The following is an 18,956-nucleotide window of genomic DNA, read 5'->3' on the forward strand; positions in this document are numbered from 1 at the left end:
GAAGCTGCCCACTTCTGTCACAACCTCCTTAAAAAGCCTTATTTTGTTTCACGGTGCAAAGTAACTTTGCGTTCGCGTGGGCAATATTTTTGTTTTTCCAAACGATCAGGGTTGTTACGTTTGTTTTTGCTTGTTAGATAGTTACGTTCTTTACAAGAAGTACATTCTAATGTGATGTTTACGCGCATGTTTTTCCCTCCCATTTTTACTAGAATCCTCTAAGATGACTCTCAGACTTGATTATCTTACCATGATTTTACGTTGAATGCTAGCCTTTTTCAGAAATTTGTTAAGTAGTTTTACTTGACGAAGAAAACTATTCATTATTGCCTGCTCCACTTCACAAACAAATCTTTTTTCTTTTTACAACAATGCGCTTACACTTGAAGTAAGGACTGCTGATTTCAAGCAGACAGATCAACTACTTAAGGAGGACAACAATATGCCATGGAATATGAACGATTTTCCGCCTGCAATGAAGAATCTAGAGGAATTGACGAGGAAAAAAGCGATCGACATCGGAAATGCTCTATTGGATGAAGGTTATCCTGACAGTCGGGCGATCCCAATCGCCATCGATCAAGCAAAAGAATGGTTCGACGGCGCTAGTGAATCAGAGAAAAAAGATTTTGCTCATGAAAAAAATCCTTCGAAAAATGACAAACATGAAACGAATCCCCGAGCAGCAAAACTCTTGGATGCGGATGTGACTGTCAAGTTCGAAGAGGATCGCTGGGTCGTTCGATCAAAAGGAGCAGAAAAAGCCAGCAACCATTTTGACACAAAAGATGAGGCGGTAGAAAAAGGAAAAGAAATCGCCAGAAACAAAGAGACTTCTGTCGTGGTATACAAAAAAGACGGCTCAAAAGACAGAGAGATCCATTACTAAACAAGTCATGATACAAAGAAGCGGAGCACCCTGAAAGATCAACGTCTTCAAGGATGCTCCGTTTTTATTTCATATGATCAAACAGTGACATAATCGATTGGTTCTGCTTGTGGGATCGTTTCGTCTACAAAGTATACTTTATACCAAGTCAAGAAACTGAAAATCGTCCAGATCTTGCGTTGTTCTTCTTTGCGTCCGTCATGATGATCATTCAATAATTGCATGATTTTTTCTTGATCAAAGAACTCCTTCGCAAAATCTGCTTCAAATAGTGCTTTGACTTGTTCGTATCCATGTTCTTCTTTCAGCCAGGCTTTGATTGGTACCGGGAAACCTAACTTCACGCGGTTCGACCATTCTTCTGGCAAATGATTGTTTGCTGCTTGTCTGAAGATGTCTTTTGTATTGTTCTGATTCAGCAAATATTTGCTTGGGATCTGTTGAGCCAGTTTCATGACTTCGATATCCAGTAATGGCACGCGGACTTCTAATGAACTTGCCATAGAAAGTTTATCTGCTTTCAGCAAGATATCTTTTGGCATCCATTGATGAAGATCGACATACTGCATCTTATTCACTTCATCTTTGATACCATCTGTTTTTTCATAATGAACTGCCATGATATCATTCACAGTCGGTGCTTGCTGGAATTCAGGAGTCAATAGATCTGCTGCTTCGGATTCCTCGAACACTCTTGCGTGACCGATGAAATATTCCTTCGCAGGCGCAAGAGATTCATATAAATGAATCCGTCCATGGAAGTTTTTCATCTTACCGATCTTCCGTCCTAAGTTGTAACGTGTCCCTTTCGGCAATTTTTTCAATCCCTGTGCAACGACGCGGATGAATTTTGAATTCGTATGGAATCCATATGTCTGGTATCCTGCAAACAATTCGTCAGCCCCTTCGCCAGATTGAACCACACGAACACTTTGCGATGCTAAGTTTGCCAAGAAATACAATGGCACGCATGAAGGATTGGAATCAGGTTCATCCAAATGATATTGGATCAGCGGGAACGCTTTGAAGGACATATCGCCATCGATCACAGCTGCAGTATTGTCCAAGTCTAGCATTTCCGTCAATTTTCTTGCTTCGATTGCTTCATTGTATGTCTTATCGTCAAATCCGATCGAAAATGAATGATCTGGTTTCAATACAGAGGTGACATAACTTGAGTCCACACCGCTTGATAAAAATGATCCTACTTCCACATCACTGACTGTGTGTGCTTCAATCGAAGTTTGGACTGTTTCGTCAATTTTCTTGATCCAATCTTCTCGGGAATAATTTCCTTTTGTTTCAAAATCAGCATCCCAGTACTGTTGAATATCTAATTGTCCGTCTTTATAGGTGAAATAATGTCCTTCTGGCAATCGGTAGACACCTTTAAAGAAAGTCTCACCGTTCAATGGAGAATATTGGAAAGTCATGTAAGGTTTCAATGCCGCTTTATTCAATTCTTTTTCAAAATCTGGATGAGGTAAAAAGCTTTTGATCTCTGATCCGAACATGAATGTCCCATTCATTTCAGCATAGTAATAAGGTTTGATCCCGAAATGGTCACGAGCACCGAATAATTCATTTTTTTCGTTGTCCCAAATCGCAAAAGCAAACATTCCGCGAATTTTTTGTAACAGGTCTGTTCCCCATTCTTCATAGCCGTGCAGTAAAACTTCTGTATCTGCATGTGTTTGGAAAACGTGTCCTGCAGCGATCAATTCTTCTCGTAGTGGCTGATAATTATAGATCTCACCGTTGAAGATGATGATTTTTGTTCGATCTTCGTTATAAATAGGCTGTGTGCCGCCCTCTAAATCAATGATACTCAATCTTCTAAATCCTAAAGCAACATGTTTATCGATATATTCACCAGAGCTATTTGGGCCGCGGTGGACGATCCGATCCATCATTGCGTTCACAATTGTTTTTTTGTTGTCTTTGTCGTTCACAAAACCTACAATTCCGCACATTTAACTTTCACATCCTAATAAAAATTACTATTCATTTTTTCATTCACATGCATCTTATCATAGAACGAAGCAAGTACGATTGATTTGCTGCTTACAATTTCGTCACATGAAAACAATCAATGAAAATTTTGCTTTTTCAGCAAAAATATAGTCCCAAAAACTAATTTACCACGTTTTCTTTTTGGAAGCTATCTTATTATCTTTCGATTAAAAAAAAATTAGATGTTCTCGGCAAAAAGCCGTCCGATGATAAAAAAGGAGTACTAAAAGGGGTACTCTTTTAAAAAAAGAGAGCTATCCAGCAAATGCCGGATAGCTCAGAAATGTTGATATAAGGAAGGTACAGGATTTGAACCTGCGCGCCGGTATTAGCCGGTTCGCCGGATTTCGAGAATAGGGTTTAAAGCTGATTTTAAGTGTTTTTCGCTTATTATCAGCTTTTTATTATCTAAAAAAACAACTTTTAGAGACATCCATATACTGCTTGGGGGAGTCAAAAGGGGAGTCATTTTTTATAGCTTATTCGCATTCAATCGACGCTGTAATTCTTTCACTGCATTAGATACGGGACTGATCACACCGTCTTGCGTTGTACCCAGGTGTCTTTGTAAAGCTTTGATTGTTCCTTGCCCACATAGTCCGTCTTGAGCAATGCCTAAGAAACCTTGTAAAGCTCTGATGACATTCGATCCAGTCAATGTATTGTCAAATTGAGCAGCGTAAATATTTTGGTTAAATGTTTGTTTGAACTGATGGCTGATCACACCATCTTTGCCAGCAGTATCAAAGTATTCTTGTAAACGTCTAGCTGTTGCATTTCCAAATTGACCATCAAGAACTAATTGGATCATCTGTGGTTTATTATCTGTATTAGCAGTTCCTCCATCGATAATCCGATAGAAATTATGTTGCAGTTTTGTGCTCATGTAAGCATCGTTAGTATCAACCGCTATGCCATTATGTGTAAAAGAACAGTGAATAAATGATCCATTGCTTAGAAAAATTCCAGTATGACCAGCCGAACCGTTTGATCCACCAGGAGTACCTGAAATAAAGATATCCCCTCTTTGTACTTCTGATCGACTAATTTTTTTCAGTTTCGTTCCAACCATTCCAAAGAGTGTTTCAGTATTTCCCATTGATCCAGAAGGTAGGAAGCCTCCAGCAATCATTGAGAAGAAAACTGCAGAGCTGCAATCATAAGAATTAGGTCCAAGCCGATGGGTCATTGAATACGTAACTTTGCCTAGTCTATCCTGCATCCATTTAATCATACTTTCTTTACTCATGCTTGTTGTCCTCCTTCATTGTTGGAAAATATTTTTCTTTTTTTGCTTCAATCTCATCTTTCAACCAATGAATCAGCCACATAGGAAATTTATCTTCCCAGCCCAATACTGCTACGTTAGCCATCAAGCTATAGAAATTATGGTAGATAAAAGCAAATGTAAATAAGCAAAAAATGATTGAACCTGTGCCTAGTAAATAATCAAACCCATAAGCTACCATACATATGAGCAAAATAACAAAATCTCTAATTAGTGAATCGATTAAAACTGTACTCGTTTTTCTTTTCGCGGATGACATTTTTGCTAAGCGAGATCCGATCACCCACTCCATTAAAAGAATAGCCAGTAATATTCCTACGACTACAGCGTGTTCTATCCCTAGTTTTTTTGCAGTAATCCATTCGGGAAAAGCAAAAGAGATTCCACTTCCTACTGCACCTACAATCCAGCTTCCATCGTTTATCATTTTAGACAGCTGATTTTTCAACAATTCAATAATTTCATTCAATGTCTCCATTCCTTTCATTGCAAAATAAAAAGCGCACTCGTTTGAGTACGCTTTTTATTTAACTTTGTGCTTAATCAATAGTCTTTCCAGTAATTTGCTGGTATTGTTCTTCGGTTAAACATTTCATGTTTACATAGTCAAGCAAATCTCGCTCTGTATAACATCCCCAATCATAGAATTGCTTTATATTTTCAAATCCCGGAAAATCATTCATTCTCTGTTCCTCCATTCTTAAGGTTTGCAACTTCCATCGTTAATTGAGCAAGAATTTTTTGCATCTTTTCTTGTTCTTGTATTGATGCCGTCAACTGTTTTGTTAGTAGAGCATTTAATTGTTTCAACTGATCCACATCTTCAATATCGTCAACCGCTGTGCCTTTCTTCTCGTCCTCAGTCGCCAACTCACTCCATTGATTTTTCTCAAAATCAAATTTCGGTTTCCAATTGGGCACTGGTGGAACGATTTCTGTGCAACCTTCTGGTATGTTTTCATGATCGTCAATAATGATTTGTTCAAAGCCATAAGGTTCAATTGGTCTATATGCTGTCTTCATATCGATTCACGCCTTTCTAAATCGTGTAAGTAATTGCAAAGGTATAATCAGATGCATAACTTGAGTTTCTTCGCCATTTAATTGCTCCATCTGCACCAATGGATAATTGAGCACTGTTCAAGGTAGAACGATCTATCGACCCTACCAGTTGTTCAAAACTAATTGGTGGCCGATATTCTTCTGGAATTGTTAGTATCGTTGAATCATTTCCACCACTGCTTTTCCCATTCAACGCAACAAAATAAATAGTGACGGTTTTTCCTTCACGATAAAGCTTTGCTGTGCCAGTGTTACCATTAGTGACACTTAACCCTACATTTAATGAAGCGTTGCGACTATCTAAATCTGCAAAGTTCTCTTGAATTGTTTCTGCACCATTCTGCATTCCTCTGTAAATCTGTTTTAATGCCATTTTATTCCCACCTCTTTCAGATATAACTTCTTAGTTGCCTGCTATTGTCCGTCAACATACGCTTTAAGGATAGTAGCAGATGGAATCGTGAAGCATAATGTTTCATTCCCATCGATAATAACTAAAGTGTTTTTGTCTTTTATGATGTAATCATTTGCACTAATTGTGTATTTTTGTGGCATTTCTACATGTACTTTTTTTCGATCAAAGCTCAATTGTGTTAATACATTATAAATGGTACCTCCACCAAAACTGTCTGTAGTGTCTAGACCTTCAATTTCAGTTCCTATTGCATTTTGATAATAAGTTACTTTAACATCAGGTTGATATTCAGAATCATGTTCGATGGTGATTTTATTGCCTACAGGAATATAGTCATGAACAATCAAATCTAGCTGAGATTTTATCTTTTCATAAATAAAATTCAAATCTGCAAGTAAACGTTCGGAGATTGACTCATGCCGTACTCCTTGAATATCTACTCTCGCATCCATCAATTCAGCTAACATGGTTCCACCAGGATCAATCGACGCTAGAATATCTTTGATGGATCCGAACCAACTTAAATAATCTGATTCTTGTCCTTTCCGCCACGCTTCAAAAGTATCTTGCTGATTTTTCCGCCACTGATCAAACTCATCCTTGCGTGCATTCATCCATGCTGTGAAGTCTCCTTTATTTTCGTTGATGAAGTTTGTCATATCTACAATCAAATCTTCTACAGATTGCCAGTAAGAACCCATTTCTCCTTCTGATTTTGATACTGCTTTGATAACGAAATAGGAGAAATCTTGTGTCGTAGCGATTAATTCATCATCTTTAAAAATGATGAAATCTGCTGTTTGTCGATGCAACATCTGCATCGAATACTGATCAAATGTGTACTGAATTTTCCCTTTTTTTGCATCAACAATTTTAGTTCCTAGCTGGACTGGATATTTGTCACCGATAATTGATTCAAAATAAACTTTACAACCAGTCAAATCGTAAGGTAATCCATTTTCAGTGATCGTTGTTTCCATGATTTCGGAATTCTTATTACCTTGTCTAACTTGAATCATGCCAATGTAATTGAAGGGCTCTGTAGTACTTAGTGTGATATTCCATTTTGTCATCTGTTTACGCTCCTTTCTTTAAAAATTGATATAGTCTCTTGCATTATGAAAATGCGCTGCCGATGATGGATAAAACTCATCCATAAATTGGAAATGTAAATGTTCTCCTGTTGATGGTCCAGTAGTGCCCATCAAGCCAATTTGCTGACCAGCAGTTACCTTCTGGCCTTTCGAGACGTCTACTCGGCTTTGATGCGCGTATCCTGTATACATGCCATCGGCGTGTTTGATTACTGTCCAATTTCCGTACCAATCAAAGTAGTTTGCATCACCTGCAACGATGACTTCCCCATCTGCTGATGCAAAAATAGGTGTATTGGGGTTCCCATTCACAAGATCGATACCGTTATGAAATTCTTGTGCTCCTGTAATTGGAGAAGTGCGCCAGCCAAATTCACTTGTCACCGTGATCGGATCCGCAATCGGCTTCACATATCCTTTTGACACAGGAATTTCCAAATCTTTGAATTTGTCATACCATTCTTGTGCCCATGTCGTCCGTTCTGGATGTGGATCACGCGGACGTTCAAAATTGGCCACGAAGGCTTGTGCTGCTGTGTTGATATCAGTCAGCGTCATGAATTGAGTCCATGAGTAAGGATAAGAGCTGGTGGCAATCCACTGTCCGTTTGGTGCATGCCACATCAAGAGTTTAAACTGTGCGGTAATCGTGTCTGGATTGTCGCTAATTCCAGCTTTAGTCATCAAATTAATCATGTAGACACGTCCACTGCTTGCACCGGTGGAATCTGTCCATTGCCATACACCATAACCGAAACCTGGCGCGCCATTACCTTCATCCGCGGTTGGGTTTGCATCAGATTCACCTTGTGCATTCCCTAGTAAAGCGGCAGCTGCTTGCTTACTAAAGCCAGCGCCTAAAGCCAGCGCCCAAATTTGCCAATAACGCTTATCCCGATCAGTAGTTACTTCTGGTGGATATTGTCCATTCCAACCGTTGTCATTTCCTCCGGTATTGTTACCGCCGTTTGTATCTATTTTTACACCATTTACATACAACTCTTTTACATCTAAGCGACCAGCAATTGTTGCATCTGTAGCAACACTAAAACTTCCACCTACGAGCGCTTTACCGTAAATGCTAAAATCACCCTGATGAAATCCATAATCACCAGCTAAAACTATCCCTTTGCCTTCTTTTGAGGAAAGTAAGATGTATTTAGGTGCATTTGCTGTCCCGTTAGCTTTGATTACTAAAGAGTTGTTTTCTAATGGAACAGGCGTGCTTGCTTCAGGAAATGGATTACCGACAGAATCAGTTGTTCCAATCGTTCCAATGGATTCTCTCGTATTCCAAAACTCCATCCCTTTTTTGGTCATTTCCATGATTTTTTTATTATCATTCCAAATTTGTAATGTACCTTTGACAATTTTTAGCACATCGCCCAGATCATTAATTGAACTTTCAAGAACTTCTGCATTAATAATCCCAACTTTAATGAAATCAGCTACGATTTCACCCTTCGACGTCATTGCGATACCAAATGGGCCATTTACTCCGTTGTCTGAATAACCTAAGCCATTTAAATTCCAACGCCACACACGTTTCGCATTCGCTACATTTGGAGTATCCATGATAAGAATCTCTGATGGAGCTTTTTCTGGACGAAAAACGACATGCCCACCAGAATTACCAGTGATCCATGCCGTCGCATTCAACACATTTTGAACTAACGTTTCTGTTCGATTGTCGATTTTCTTTTTCAATTCTTGTGCTTGAGTATTTACTGTCGAGGTATAAAGAGATAAGTCATTACCCAGAACAAAATCTTTGTATTTTCCGAGTGTTGGGAAATAAGTGTATTCGACCATGCGCTCTTTTATCTCGATGTCTAACTCTTTCGCCCTCACATGAGCGACATCACCAAAATGTAAAGATGCTAACTCTTGATACATTTCACCGTATTCAAGCGTATGCTCTAGCGCGACCATACTAACTGTGTGAGTTGCTTTTGGTTCGTGAATACGATCATTATCAAATAAGGTTTTACCCCATTTAATCAATTCATCAACTGTTTTACAGTCGCCATTTTCCCGTTTTCCAATGCGTCTGTTTTCGTTAGTCACACCATCAATTTCTAAATAACCATATTCGATAGGTTCTTTGTCTTCATCATAATCGTTATCAGGAACCCCGCCAACCAAATACAAACTATTGACAATTGATTCTTCATCAATTTCTTCTTCGATTGCTTCTAAATTGATGCCAAAATCGATCCGAAAACCATTATCTGATCCAATCTGTTTTACCAGTTTCAAATCATAGTTATCCATATCAAGTTCCGCGCTAGTCACGCCAGTCAAATTTTGATTACCATTGTTTGAACCAATGATTGCTTCAACTGGTGCGACTTGTCTTGCTGTAAATTGATGTGTTGTGCCTACATTCGACAGATAGTTGAATTTTTGATCAAATGCCAAACTGTTTTTAAGATTGGTCATGATCTGAGAACCGTTGCCGTTATCCGTGAATGACTTAACGATAAAGTTTTTATTGGCCATAAAACCAATATGTCTGGCTGTCACAGAAACGGAGGTCAAATTCTTTTTGATATTGTAAATTTCGAAGTATTGCCAGGAACCATCTGGTACCTTCGCTTTTATAAAATTTCCTTTTTTTAAATAAGAGCGATACTGTCCGCTTCTTGAATAGTTACCATAAAAACGATATTGGCCATTCAGCACACGATTGATTTCTGGCAAATCTTCCCAGCCAACTAACGACGCTCCGTTAACGCTCAAATCATCTGGCATTTTTTTGTAAGCATAAATAAATTCTTGCGTCACAGATACACACTCCTATTCCAAAACCGCACTTCTTTAAATTTTCCGGATATTTTTACCTGATTCCATTCAGGCTGCAAGACTGGCCAATCACCACGCGTAAATAAATTCAAACCTTCTTGTATTGCTTTCCCAAGCTGAGTATCAACCACGATTGTTGCAGCTAACGTATTAAGTATTGTTAGGCTTTTATCACCGACAGCGATCGTTATATCTCCTCCGTTCGATTCTATTTCCAGATAGGGATGTGCAATTTCGTCACCATGATCAAAAATATCCATAACACTAGAATGAAAAATTTTAGGCGCTTCGCCGATTTTTCTTTTGAGTGGCTGACAACGAAAAGTAACATCGAATGTATAAAAGAAGCCCCACTCGTTTTCGAAAGGGACTTCTTTATCCATGCTGCAGATAGCTTCTAGATACTTGTCTGGATCATTATGCGTGATTAATTGGCTTTTACCAGTGAGCCATCGTTTGACTTCTCTCAGTTTCGAATGTGGAATAGTGATCCCTTCTATTTCCAAATCAAAAGGTTCATAGTCATCAAACGTTTCTGTCAATTCTCCGCTTCGGCCCTGAATCGTGTACGTTTCGTATCGCTTGTTCGGCATAATATCTGGAAGCTCTCCCTCAATGATGCAATCCATATCAATTACTGCATTCCGATTTTTCCAAATAAAATTTGGTTCATCTGGTTTCATAAATTGTCGACTCAAATAGGAACACCTCCCAAATCATAAATAGCCTGTTGGTTTGCTTTAGCAAATTTACGATTCATACGATCTAACTCAGATGGATTGTTTGCATCGACTTTGCCAATGTGTATATGCTGTTCAATGCTACCTCCGGAAACTCTTCCGCTGATTCCTTTGCGTTTTTCTTCGTCTGATAATGGAGTAACTGTGGTTTTTCCATTCTTAGCAGTCAGTAACTCAGGTCCAGCTTCACCAACGATTGCTTGCCCATTGATCAGATGACCACCTTGTGCTAGATAAGGGATTTTTGATATAGAGAATGATTTCCCTCCGATACCAGGAACCCATTTTGGTATCTTGATATTATTCAATCCACCAATAAATCCATTAATCAATCCAATCATGGCATTAATAGGAGCTTTCCCCACAGCAACAATACCATCGAAAATACCTCCAAAAATATCAACTAACCCTTGCCAAGCTCTTGACCAGTCGCCTGTAAATACTCCGGTAATAAAATCTATGAATCCGTTGAATATTCGTTTTCCTGCATTATAAAAATTTTTGAAATTAGCTACGATTCCTCCAAAAACATTGCTAACAAAGCCAACTAAGAAATTGAATTGCTGAACCCATGAGTCCACCAACATTTTTATAAAAGTATTCACGCCATCGCGGAACCATTTGACATTGTTATACGCCCAAACTAATCCAGCTATCAATGCTCCAATTGCAACAATAGCAATAGTGAACCATCCTCCTGACATCCCAAACAGACCGGCGAGTCCTTTCCAAATTCCTATGAAACCTTTAACACCGCCAACTAAATTTTTCACCGACCCTGCTAATGTTCCTAATACCACAAGCGCAGGACCTACAGCAGCTGCTATAAGGCCGATTGCTACAATCCAGTTTTTAGTGTTTTGATCTAAACTTTGAAACCATTGAGCAAAAGATTTTACTGCATCAGCTGCCATTTGGATATATGGAGCAAATACTTCACCGATGTCTGCACCAGCAAGCATAAGTTCATTCATAGCACTTTGATAAGACACCGTTTCTTGCATTTGATCTGACAAATTTTTTCCTGCGCCTGTCACATCATCATATGTTCCTTTCACACCTTCTGTTTCTTTTGATAGACCAGCCATTGCTTCAATTACTTTAGCGGCATTGTCCTCACCTAAAGAACCAAAAATTGTAGAAACCAAAGTGGCTTTTTGTGTATCATCACCAACTTTAGAAATTTTTTCTGCTAAAGCACCAAATATTTCCTCGTTGCTAGACCCGCCATCTTTCATTTTGTTATAAAGCTCTTCCCATTCTCCGCCTAAATCTTGAACAGCAGATTGAATGGAGCCATCAGAAATCCGTATACCAAATTCTTTGGCTAAGTCGTTAACTTTATCAAGATTATATGCGCCACCTTCTAATCCAGATTGCAGCACTTCAAACATTTCTTCTGCTGAATAGCCATTTTGCTTGAATTGAATAGCATATTCAGCAAGATTGTCTCCTAGTTCGTGTGATTTATCTAAACCATTTTGGGTTGCTACTGTGATCATATCCATCGCTTCTTGACCAGACATTCCATAATTGGTCATTAAGGCATTGGCACCCTTTAAAGTTTCTTCTGTGTCGGAACCAAATGTTTCTTCTAAACTTTTAGCTTGTAAAATAATATCTTTAATAGATTCAGAGCTTTCATTTTTTAGTTTTGGCATCTGATTTATTAACTGAATAACAGCCTCTTTAGATTCATCAATGCTCTCGACCATCCCTGACGCGAAAACATCTTCTACAGCTTGGTTCAGATTTTTAGCTTCTGACTCTGTCATACCAAATGCCGCTTGAATTTGTGTCTGTGCCGTACTCAATTCATTTGCTGTTTTAGTACCTACGGCTGCAATTCCCACTAATGGAGTTGTTACACCAACTGACAGTTTTTTACCGACACCTTTGATTTTTTCGCCAGCTTCTTCTATTTTCTGAAGCTTTTTTGCGGTGTCAATTGATACATCACCTTGAGTTTTCAGCGCTTCATTGGTTGCTTCCAATGCATCTTTTAATTTATTTTCTCCAGTTTGTGATTCTAATAGACGTTTATAAAGCTTTTCAGATTCCGCCGAAAACCTTCCTGTTTCAGCCACTGATTGTTGATAAGACTCTCGTAACTGTTGGGTTCGTTGACTAGCAAGCTCGACTTGTTTTTCTAATTTCCGCTTAGCTGCTGTTAGCTTTTCTGTCTCCGTTGCATCCTTATCCATTGCCGATAATTGGTTTTTATACTCGGTAGCAGCTAAGTTCATTCCCTTGTTGATTTCTTTGATCGTTTTTGCATACTGAACTTCTCCACTTGTTTTAAAATTCAGTACTACATCAGATTCTTTACCGTTCATCTTAGCGCTCCTTTCTTACCAAAACGGACTTTCGTCTAGCCTGATTGTTTCTGGAACTTCAAAGTTCTCATTGTTGAATTCAAGCCATTGGATAAATGATTTAAGCCACAAGTTCGGAGAAGCCTTCAAAAAGAAATCTTCGCTCCAGCCCAGCAAGGTCAAAGCGACATAAATATAAAAAGCCCAAGGAGTTCCTATTTCCCCTTGCGCTTGTTTTGATTTTTTCTTTTTTGAGTTTGTTTTGAAGGCTTGAAGTCTTGTGGCTTCTTGGATTTTTTTATATCTTCCACCTGGAAAGTTTGATTAGTAAAGATTTCCGCACATACACCGTAAATTTCTAATAAATCCCGATTCATTCCTAAGAACAGGAAAATGTCTTCTGGAGTATCTTCTAATCCTCCAGTTTTAAGCATCGCGTAAATTAATGCACGCATGATTTTCAAATCACTTTTTGTTAGATTGGCGATTGAGATTGTGCCATTTTTCTTTGAAATCATTGCGTTCATATCTGCCTCAAATTTTGAATAATCTCCACCATAAATATCTGCAATGTATTCCATTGTTACCATAGTGAAGGCAATTGGAAATTCGTGTCCTTGAATAGAAACAACAGCCGTATTTTTTAATTCCTCAACATGAATACCATAATCGGCAAGACGAGCCATTATTCTTCACCTCCGCCAGTTCCAGGATCTGTCGCTCCTGCTAGTTCGTTCCATTGATCTTCACTGATAACGGGTTGTTGAATGAATTTATCTAACGTGATGCCAGTGGCTGAATCGCGTAATGAATTGAACGTTGCATACATGTTATTTGGCTCTGTGTTCAATCCGTAAGCGACTAAGTTTGCTGTTACGTCAGCGATATCGATTTCCGCTTCCGAAGTGTTGTATTCTTCATCAATAACATTAGACAGTTGAGCTTTGGGATACCAAACAGCCATCTGTGCGCCGCCTTCGATATTTCCGATAAAACCAAAAGCAAAGAATGGAAATTGCTTTGCTTTAGTATTGCTAAAAGTCACTCCCTTAACTGCAGTTAGCCCTTTTAGCTTATCCATCAATTCAATTGGAATACCAACATGATCAAGTCCTAACTCATGTTTTGTTTCTCGACCAATTGAACGGAACAATTTACTTGAAGCGTATTTTTCAAGAGTTGAACCATTCCCTTTGATTGCTAACTTTGTAGCAATTGGTAATCGTACGACTTCTTCATAAGTTGGTTCGGTTGTCGGTGTATCATCTGTTAGCATCGGAGCTATTAAAATGTCACTTAATCCTTCAAAAAATTTAATTTCTTGAGCATCCATTTTTTTGATCATCCTCTCCATAGACTAAGAATTTTTCTAGTCATAATTTCTTCAATTTTTTCTTTATTTTGTTCATACGTACCACTTGCAAAATGTTGGGCACGTTGCTTTGTTGTGCCATTTTCGGCAAAACGCCAGTAAAAGGCAGTCTCTTCAAATTGAACTTTCACTTGATCGTTTTCAACTACTACTTTTATTTGTTCGTTCATGTGTTTTTTCTTAAGCAGAGACTTAGGAATATTAGGAAGTAGCTGTTTAAGATAAAAATTTGCTGCATCTTCTAAAGATTCCAATGATATTTTTTTGGGATCCACTCGCGAAAGATTACCCAAATAATCCGATATTTCAGAAAAACCATTCCTATTACTTGGCATTTTCCACACACCTCACATATGTGTAATAGTTTGTCACGGTATCGTCATTCTCATCACCTTGTCTACCTGTGAAGTCTGAATATGGAATACCAGCATTTTCCAATGCTGTTTCTAATACCTTCAAGTCTTGCTCTGTTCCTGTTGTATATAGCGAAACTTGGTAATACGGCAATCGTCGATGAACTTTTGAAGATGCCATTTTTTTACTTTTGCTAACATTCGAATAAACAATATAAGGAAAATCAGTTCCTTTAGCTGCTTTATCTCTCGTTACTGGTAGTCCAGTGGATTTAAGTATTTCTTTGAGTTCTGAAAAGCTAATCGACATAAGCTAAACTCAACTCCATTTCTCTTGTATCGGGATTCGTATAAATGCGAGTAATGTTATACGTCACAGAATCAATTTTGAGCGCACTTAATTTCTCTGTGATGGATTTATCCCATCTGACTTTAATTCGTCTGACAACGTCTGTCTTAGCTTGCTGTGACAAATATTTTTCTTGAGAAGTCACACCAAGTTCTTCATAGAAAATTGGACGCTTAAATTCATAAACTGTAGTTGGACGATCGTTTTCGTCTGTTCCTGTTTTAATGTCTAGCAACTCAGCTTTCCACCTGAGATTATTCGTCTGTCTCTTCGGCATTTTGAATCGCTCCTTGCACAATAAATGGCGTCATAGCATCCATAGCTTTGTCGAGTTCATCTTCTGAAACTCGATATTCATAGGCAATGCCTGCAACCATCAAAATAAGATATTCTTGTTGGCCACCAGTTGCTGTTTTGACATAATCTTTTGCCATTTCCAAATAGAAAGAGAGCAAAGAATCATCCATGCCCTTTTCAAAATGAATATGTGATTTGAATTTTTCAATTAATTCCAAGTTGAACACCCGCTTTTATGTTGAAATTATCTCAACTATTTGTTTTTCAACTACAACAACATCTAAAGCGTTCAGACCTTCTAATTCAACTTTATCTGTCGCTTCAAATTTACCTTTCGCATAGAAAATAAATTTTCCATCAGAAAAAGTGCCACCGATAACGCCCGCATAAGCACCGTTTACATATAATTTTCCTCTTTCTACATCACCAGTATATGTTCCTGTAATGTTATCAGATCCAAATATATACGGATCGATGTGCATTGCGGGCTCATTAGGGAGTAGTTTTAGTCAAGATTACTGGTTTAGACCACTCCGACCCTGTAAATGGCCCATCATGTAAATAACGTGCTTTCTCGATATCGTTATCGCCTACACCGAGTTCGTTGTATGCTTGGACATAAATGTAAATCTTATCTCCGTCATTTAACGATGGAACATTTTCGGCTGCTAATGTCCAAGAAGACGTCTCGGTATATCCCATTTTAGTTGCTTTTTTCGGATCAGAAACGTTGGCGTCCCCATAATGAGTTAAATACGATTTTGCCCCTTCCACAGGATCAAAGGAGACGGCCAGTGAACCATCTCCATTAAATTTACCTGTTGGATTCAGGGGCGTTTTAGGGTGTAGTAGTCGTCACTTCATAACGGTATACTGCTGGTTCAAATGGAGAATAAATCAACTGGCCATCTAGCAAGTTGTAAATTTGGAATCCAATTTGATTTTTACCAGAGAATTTTTCAACCAATCGTTGGATTTCCAATGCGCCGATCACTTCTTGAATTTTGAATGCCGAGAAATCACCGAAGTAAATAATCGGTGTATCTGGTTCACCTTTCTTATCTGCCGCATCAGTCCAATCAACTGGATAACCGACTAATGTATGACCAATCCCACCTTCGGCTTGTGTGAATGGACGTAATAGAGGAAACCCATCAGCAGTTTTCATTTTTTCAACAGCAGTTAAAGCAGCACGATTGATAATGAAACGTCCTTTTTTCATAACTTCCGTAACTGGTGTATTTTTCATTTCGATTAAGGCATCGTACAATTTCTGGCCAGCGTCAGCTGCGGTTAAATCGACAGCTGTTGCTGGAGTAAATTTAACTGATTTTTTCGCTAACGCGCCAGGGTTTTCATTATCCGTGTCATCACCATTGAACATGTAATTGATTTCTTTACGGACATAAGCTTTTTTCAATTCTTCAACAACAATGTCTTCGACAGGAACACCAGACATTTTCAACAGCTTTTTAGTTACAGTAGCCAACGCATCGAATTCCGCTGGATCAAGAGTAATTTCATCAAATTCAATATCCGTTTCTGGAATATCGGTAGTTCGTTCTTTCTTATTGACGTTAGCTTCTGCCTTCTTAACTAAGAAAGGATATTTGACATCACCGGCTGTTCGTACCACTGTCCCATATTTTCGAAGTAAATTCTCTTCTTGTGCATACGTGATCACTTCTGATGCAATTACTTCTGGAACAGTTACTGAACCATTACCGGCATCAATTCCCAATGAGCGCGCTTCTGTTTCTGAAATTTTACCAATAACAAAATTGGCAAATGCTTTTCGGATTTGTTGTTCTTTTTGTTCTTTGGTCATTTTTGCACGTGCCTCCAATCCGTTTTTAATTGATCCAAGTAATCCATCTCGTTGTTGTTGGGTAATCATTCCAGAACGATTTTCTGAATTTCCCTCGTCATCTGAAATTTCATCTTTTCCATCTTCGTCTGAACGATTTTCATTCAAATCTGCCCCGTTTGCTTTTTCGTCTGTGTTATCACCGGCATCGCCGGTATCCTCGGTATTCGTGTCTGAAACCAGTTCTTCTTTGATTCCGTTCAACTCATCAACAACAGCATCAATTTCTTTTTTCACAGCTTCTAAATCAGCTTCGCGTAATTCTCCTGATTCAACTTTTTCACGTAATTCAGTCAATCGTTGCTCACGACGTGCCTTCATTTTTTTCAATAATTCTTTATCCATGTATTTTTCCTCCTACACTTCTAGCGCTTGATTAATTTTTTTGATTAATTTTTTTCTTTCTTCGACGTTTTTTTCTAATTCATCACGACTTCTTAATGCAGCTTCTGTATCTTCGTATGCTGGCAAAGGCACAATAGAAACCTCGTATAATTCCACTTCATGGATTGTTCGAAGCATTGGTTCAGAATTGTAGTCCCACGTTTCTTCTGTCGGCACAAAACCAAAGCTACATTGATTGATGTCTCCGCGTTCCATAGATTTAACTAAGTCCCTTGCTACCGTTGTGTCTGGTAAATCAACTTCGAATTTCAAACCACGTTCATCTTCTTCAAGGCGAAGGGTTCCGCTTTTAGTACGTCCTAGCACATTGGACCAATCGTGATTGAACAAACAACGAACATCTGAATTACTAATTGCCTTTGAGAATGCACCAGGAACAATCACTTCGCTTAAGTCATCCCATAAAAGTGTTGGACTGTTGAATACAGCAGCGTAGCCGCTAATGGTCCTCGTATGAGTTTCTTCATCGGAACGTGTTGAAAGATTGGTGATGTCAATCGTGCGAATTTCCTTCTTCTTCATTTCCATCACCCCCTTTCAAATTTTGATCATTCGCTGATAATGAATCATCGGTTGCATTCTTCTGTCCGATTCTCGTTAAATCATTTGATACATAGACTGATTGTGTTTCTGGTAAATTTTGTTTGGGGAATCCAAGCATTTCCGCAACATTATCAGGACAGGTAATCATCGTTCTAACAAGGTTGTAGCCGATACTTGTTTTTGTTGAGTAAGGAACAAAGTCCAAAATGTTGATTTTCCATTCCACTCGATAGCCAGAATTAGGCATAAAAAAAAGAGCGGTGTAATGTTCGCTCTTGTTCTTCAATATTGGTTTGATTGCTTTGTTGTGCAGATACATCATCGCTTTTTCGATGTCTGTTTTCATCAACGATTGATACGTATCAACATTGATTCCTAAAAATTTACCTAGATCTTTTTTATAGACACCTAAATAATTCAAAATAGCCGCATCATCAACAGGACTTTTTAATGTCTCGATGGAATATCCTTTTCCCAGAGGAATCATCTTAACAGAATGATCACTGTCATTTTGCGTTCCTTCCAGTTGATCCAATATAGCTTTGACAATTTTCGTTTGGGCGCTATTATTTGGATTGATGTGGGCGTCCAGTTTAAGCATGAACGCGAGTAAACCACCTTTAGTATACTTGTCCGTCAAAACTTTTTCAGCGCTCAGAACGCCTTCCAGAGTGTTTCTTGCAAGGTCAATTATTCCAGCACCTTTTAATGAATCAGTTCCGATGTTCTTAATGTGTCGAATCATTTGACCAGGTATTTTTTGTCCATTCATTTCAAATTCTTCTTGAAGTCGTTCATTGATTTTAGTGGTTACACCGTATGCCAAATGAAGCTGTTCCCGATCTGTTAATGGGAATGTCTCACCATTGATCAGTAGGGTATTTGTTTCCAATTTGGTAAATTCGAATCCGGTCAAATAATCATTGGGATTCTTCAAAATTTTTAGCAAGTGGTGGTCCTTCACTTCATTACCGTCTGGACCTATGACAACAGGTGAGGACAACGCTACCTGGTTTGAGATATCCTGGACCAATTCATAAACATCAGAAGATTCCATGATAGATGAATCCGTCACATATCTTTGACCATAACGTGTGTAGTGTCCAAAAATATCCTCGATATATCCACGTTTTTCCATAAAAGAATAGA

23 protein-coding genes are annotated in these 18,956 nt (G+C 38.5%); 1 reads left to right on the forward strand and 22 read right to left on the reverse strand.

The genetic code is table 11. The features are described from left to right. Positions 1-38 precede the first annotated feature (38 nt). Positions 39-188: a 50S ribosomal protein L33 gene (rpmG, locus tag G7Y42_RS06170; protein ID WP_002296119.1), complete on the reverse strand. Its 150-nt coding sequence runs from the start codon at positions 186-188 to the stop codon at positions 39-41. A gap of 254 nt (positions 189-442) precedes the next feature. Here rpmG and G7Y42_RS06175 point away from each other — a divergent pair, with 254 nt between their 5' ends. Continuing rightward, positions 443-889 (forward strand): DUF2188 domain-containing protein, encoded by a 447-nt coding sequence (locus G7Y42_RS06175; RefSeq protein ID WP_165004742.1) that lies wholly within the window; start codon positions 443-445, stop codon positions 887-889. 77 nt (positions 890-966) lie between these two features. On the opposite strand, the gene asnB is transcribed toward G7Y42_RS06175, so the two are convergent. The 21 genes from asnB to G7Y42_RS06280 form a co-directional block, all read right to left on the reverse strand. After that, entirely contained in the window at positions 967-2,862 is a 1,896-nt protein-coding gene (asnB, locus tag G7Y42_RS06180) for an asparagine synthase (glutamine-hydrolyzing) (protein WP_165004740.1), read from the reverse strand. Positions 2,863-3,374: 512 nt separating this feature from the next. Next, the gene (locus G7Y42_RS06185) at positions 3,375-4,151 is read right to left on the reverse strand and encodes a peptidoglycan amidohydrolase family protein (protein WP_165004739.1); all 777 of its coding nucleotides are present in this window, start codon (positions 4,149-4,151) and stop codon (positions 3,375-3,377) included. Then, a complete protein-coding gene (locus tag G7Y42_RS06190; protein WP_165004737.1) occupies positions 4,144-4,659 on the reverse strand; it encodes a phage holin family protein in 516 nt (171 codons plus the stop codon). The genes G7Y42_RS06185 and G7Y42_RS06190 overlap by 8 nt, the downstream gene beginning before the upstream one ends. A 70-nt stretch (positions 4,660-4,729) precedes the next feature. Beyond that, positions 4,730-4,873, reverse strand: a complete 144-nt coding sequence (locus G7Y42_RS06195) for an XkdX family protein (RefSeq protein ID WP_165004735.1) — start codon at positions 4,871-4,873, stop codon at positions 4,730-4,732. Next, complete coding sequence (locus G7Y42_RS06200) at positions 4,866-5,213, reverse strand: hypothetical protein (RefSeq protein ID WP_165004733.1); 348 nt, start codon at positions 5,211-5,213, stop codon at positions 4,866-4,868. Before G7Y42_RS06200 ends, G7Y42_RS06195 begins: the two co-directional genes overlap by 8 nt. A 16-nt stretch (positions 5,214-5,229) precedes the next feature. Beyond that, the gene (locus tag G7Y42_RS06205; protein WP_241161919.1) at positions 5,230-5,625 is read right to left on the reverse strand and encodes a hypothetical protein; all 396 of its coding nucleotides are present in this window, start codon (positions 5,623-5,625) and stop codon (positions 5,230-5,232) included. A gap of 41 nt (positions 5,626-5,666) precedes the next feature. Continuing rightward, the gene (locus G7Y42_RS06210) at positions 5,667-6,740 is read right to left on the reverse strand and encodes a BppU family phage baseplate upper protein (protein ID WP_165004731.1); all 1,074 of its coding nucleotides are present in this window, start codon (positions 6,738-6,740) and stop codon (positions 5,667-5,669) included. 18 nt (positions 6,741-6,758) lie between these two features. Further along, positions 6,759-9,548 carry a phage tail tip lysozyme gene (locus tag G7Y42_RS06215; RefSeq protein WP_165004729.1) on the reverse strand — a complete coding sequence of 930 codons (2,790 nt, stop codon included), beginning with the start codon at positions 9,546-9,548 and terminating at the stop codon, positions 6,759-6,761. Continuing rightward, on the reverse strand, positions 9,545-10,249 hold the full coding sequence (locus G7Y42_RS06220; protein ID WP_165004945.1) for a phage tail protein: 705 nt from the start codon (positions 10,247-10,249) through the stop codon (positions 9,545-9,547). Before G7Y42_RS06220 ends, G7Y42_RS06215 begins: the two co-directional genes overlap by 4 nt. 11 nt (positions 10,250-10,260) lie before the next feature. Beyond that, positions 10,261-12,642 carry a phage tail tape measure protein gene (locus G7Y42_RS06225; RefSeq protein ID WP_165004727.1) on the reverse strand — a complete coding sequence of 794 codons (2,382 nt, stop codon included), beginning with the start codon at positions 12,640-12,642 and terminating at the stop codon, positions 10,261-10,263. A 194-nt stretch (positions 12,643-12,836) separates the two neighbouring features. Beyond that, positions 12,837-13,307: a hypothetical protein gene (locus G7Y42_RS06230; RefSeq protein ID WP_165004725.1), complete on the reverse strand. Its 471-nt coding sequence runs from the start codon at positions 13,305-13,307 to the stop codon at positions 12,837-12,839. Beyond that, on the reverse strand, positions 13,307-13,954 hold the full coding sequence (locus G7Y42_RS06235; RefSeq protein WP_165004723.1) for a major tail protein: 648 nt from the start codon (positions 13,952-13,954) through the stop codon (positions 13,307-13,309). Before G7Y42_RS06235 ends, G7Y42_RS06230 begins: the two co-directional genes overlap by 1 nt. Before the next feature lie 8 nt (positions 13,955-13,962). Beyond that, a complete protein-coding gene (locus G7Y42_RS06240) occupies positions 13,963-14,328 on the reverse strand; it encodes an HK97-gp10 family putative phage morphogenesis protein (RefSeq protein WP_165004721.1) in 366 nt (121 codons plus the stop codon). Continuing rightward, a complete protein-coding gene (locus G7Y42_RS06245) occupies positions 14,318-14,656 on the reverse strand; it encodes a hypothetical protein (RefSeq protein WP_165004719.1) in 339 nt (112 codons plus the stop codon). Before G7Y42_RS06245 ends, G7Y42_RS06240 begins: the two co-directional genes overlap by 11 nt. Then, positions 14,646-14,972 carry a phage head closure protein gene (locus G7Y42_RS06250; RefSeq protein ID WP_165004717.1) on the reverse strand — a complete coding sequence of 109 codons (327 nt, stop codon included), beginning with the start codon at positions 14,970-14,972 and terminating at the stop codon, positions 14,646-14,648. Before G7Y42_RS06250 ends, G7Y42_RS06245 begins: the two co-directional genes overlap by 11 nt. Beyond that, positions 14,950-15,210 (reverse strand): head-tail connector protein, encoded by a 261-nt coding sequence (locus tag G7Y42_RS06255; protein WP_277424422.1) that lies wholly within the window; start codon positions 15,208-15,210, stop codon positions 14,950-14,952. The genes G7Y42_RS06250 and G7Y42_RS06255 overlap by 23 nt, the downstream gene beginning before the upstream one ends. Before the next feature lie 15 nt (positions 15,211-15,225). Then, positions 15,226-15,474 carry an immunoglobulin-like domain-containing protein gene (locus G7Y42_RS06260; protein ID WP_165004713.1) on the reverse strand — a complete coding sequence of 83 codons (249 nt, stop codon included), beginning with the start codon at positions 15,472-15,474 and terminating at the stop codon, positions 15,226-15,228. A gap of 10 nt (positions 15,475-15,484) precedes the next feature. Continuing rightward, a complete protein-coding gene (locus G7Y42_RS06265; RefSeq protein WP_165004943.1) occupies positions 15,485-15,823 on the reverse strand; it encodes a fibronectin type III domain-containing protein in 339 nt (112 codons plus the stop codon). Positions 15,824-15,830: 7 nt separating this feature from the next. Continuing rightward, on the reverse strand, positions 15,831-17,204 hold the full coding sequence (locus tag G7Y42_RS06270) for a phage major capsid protein (protein ID WP_165004711.1): 1,374 nt from the start codon (positions 17,202-17,204) through the stop codon (positions 15,831-15,833). Between the two features lie 12 nt (positions 17,205-17,216). Then, complete coding sequence (locus tag G7Y42_RS06275; protein WP_165004709.1) at positions 17,217-17,786, reverse strand: HK97 family phage prohead protease; 570 nt, start codon at positions 17,784-17,786, stop codon at positions 17,217-17,219. Beyond that, positions 17,758-18,945 (reverse strand): phage portal protein, encoded by a 1,188-nt coding sequence (locus tag G7Y42_RS06280; protein WP_165004941.1) that lies wholly within the window; start codon positions 18,943-18,945, stop codon positions 17,758-17,760. Before G7Y42_RS06280 ends, G7Y42_RS06275 begins: the two co-directional genes overlap by 29 nt. Between the last annotated feature and the right edge of the window lie 11 nt (positions 18,946-18,956).

The organism is Enterococcus sp. ZJ1622 (assembly GCF_011038845.1).
In the GTDB taxonomy this organism is placed as follows: Bacteria; Bacillota; Bacilli; order Lactobacillales; family Enterococcaceae; genus Enterococcus_B.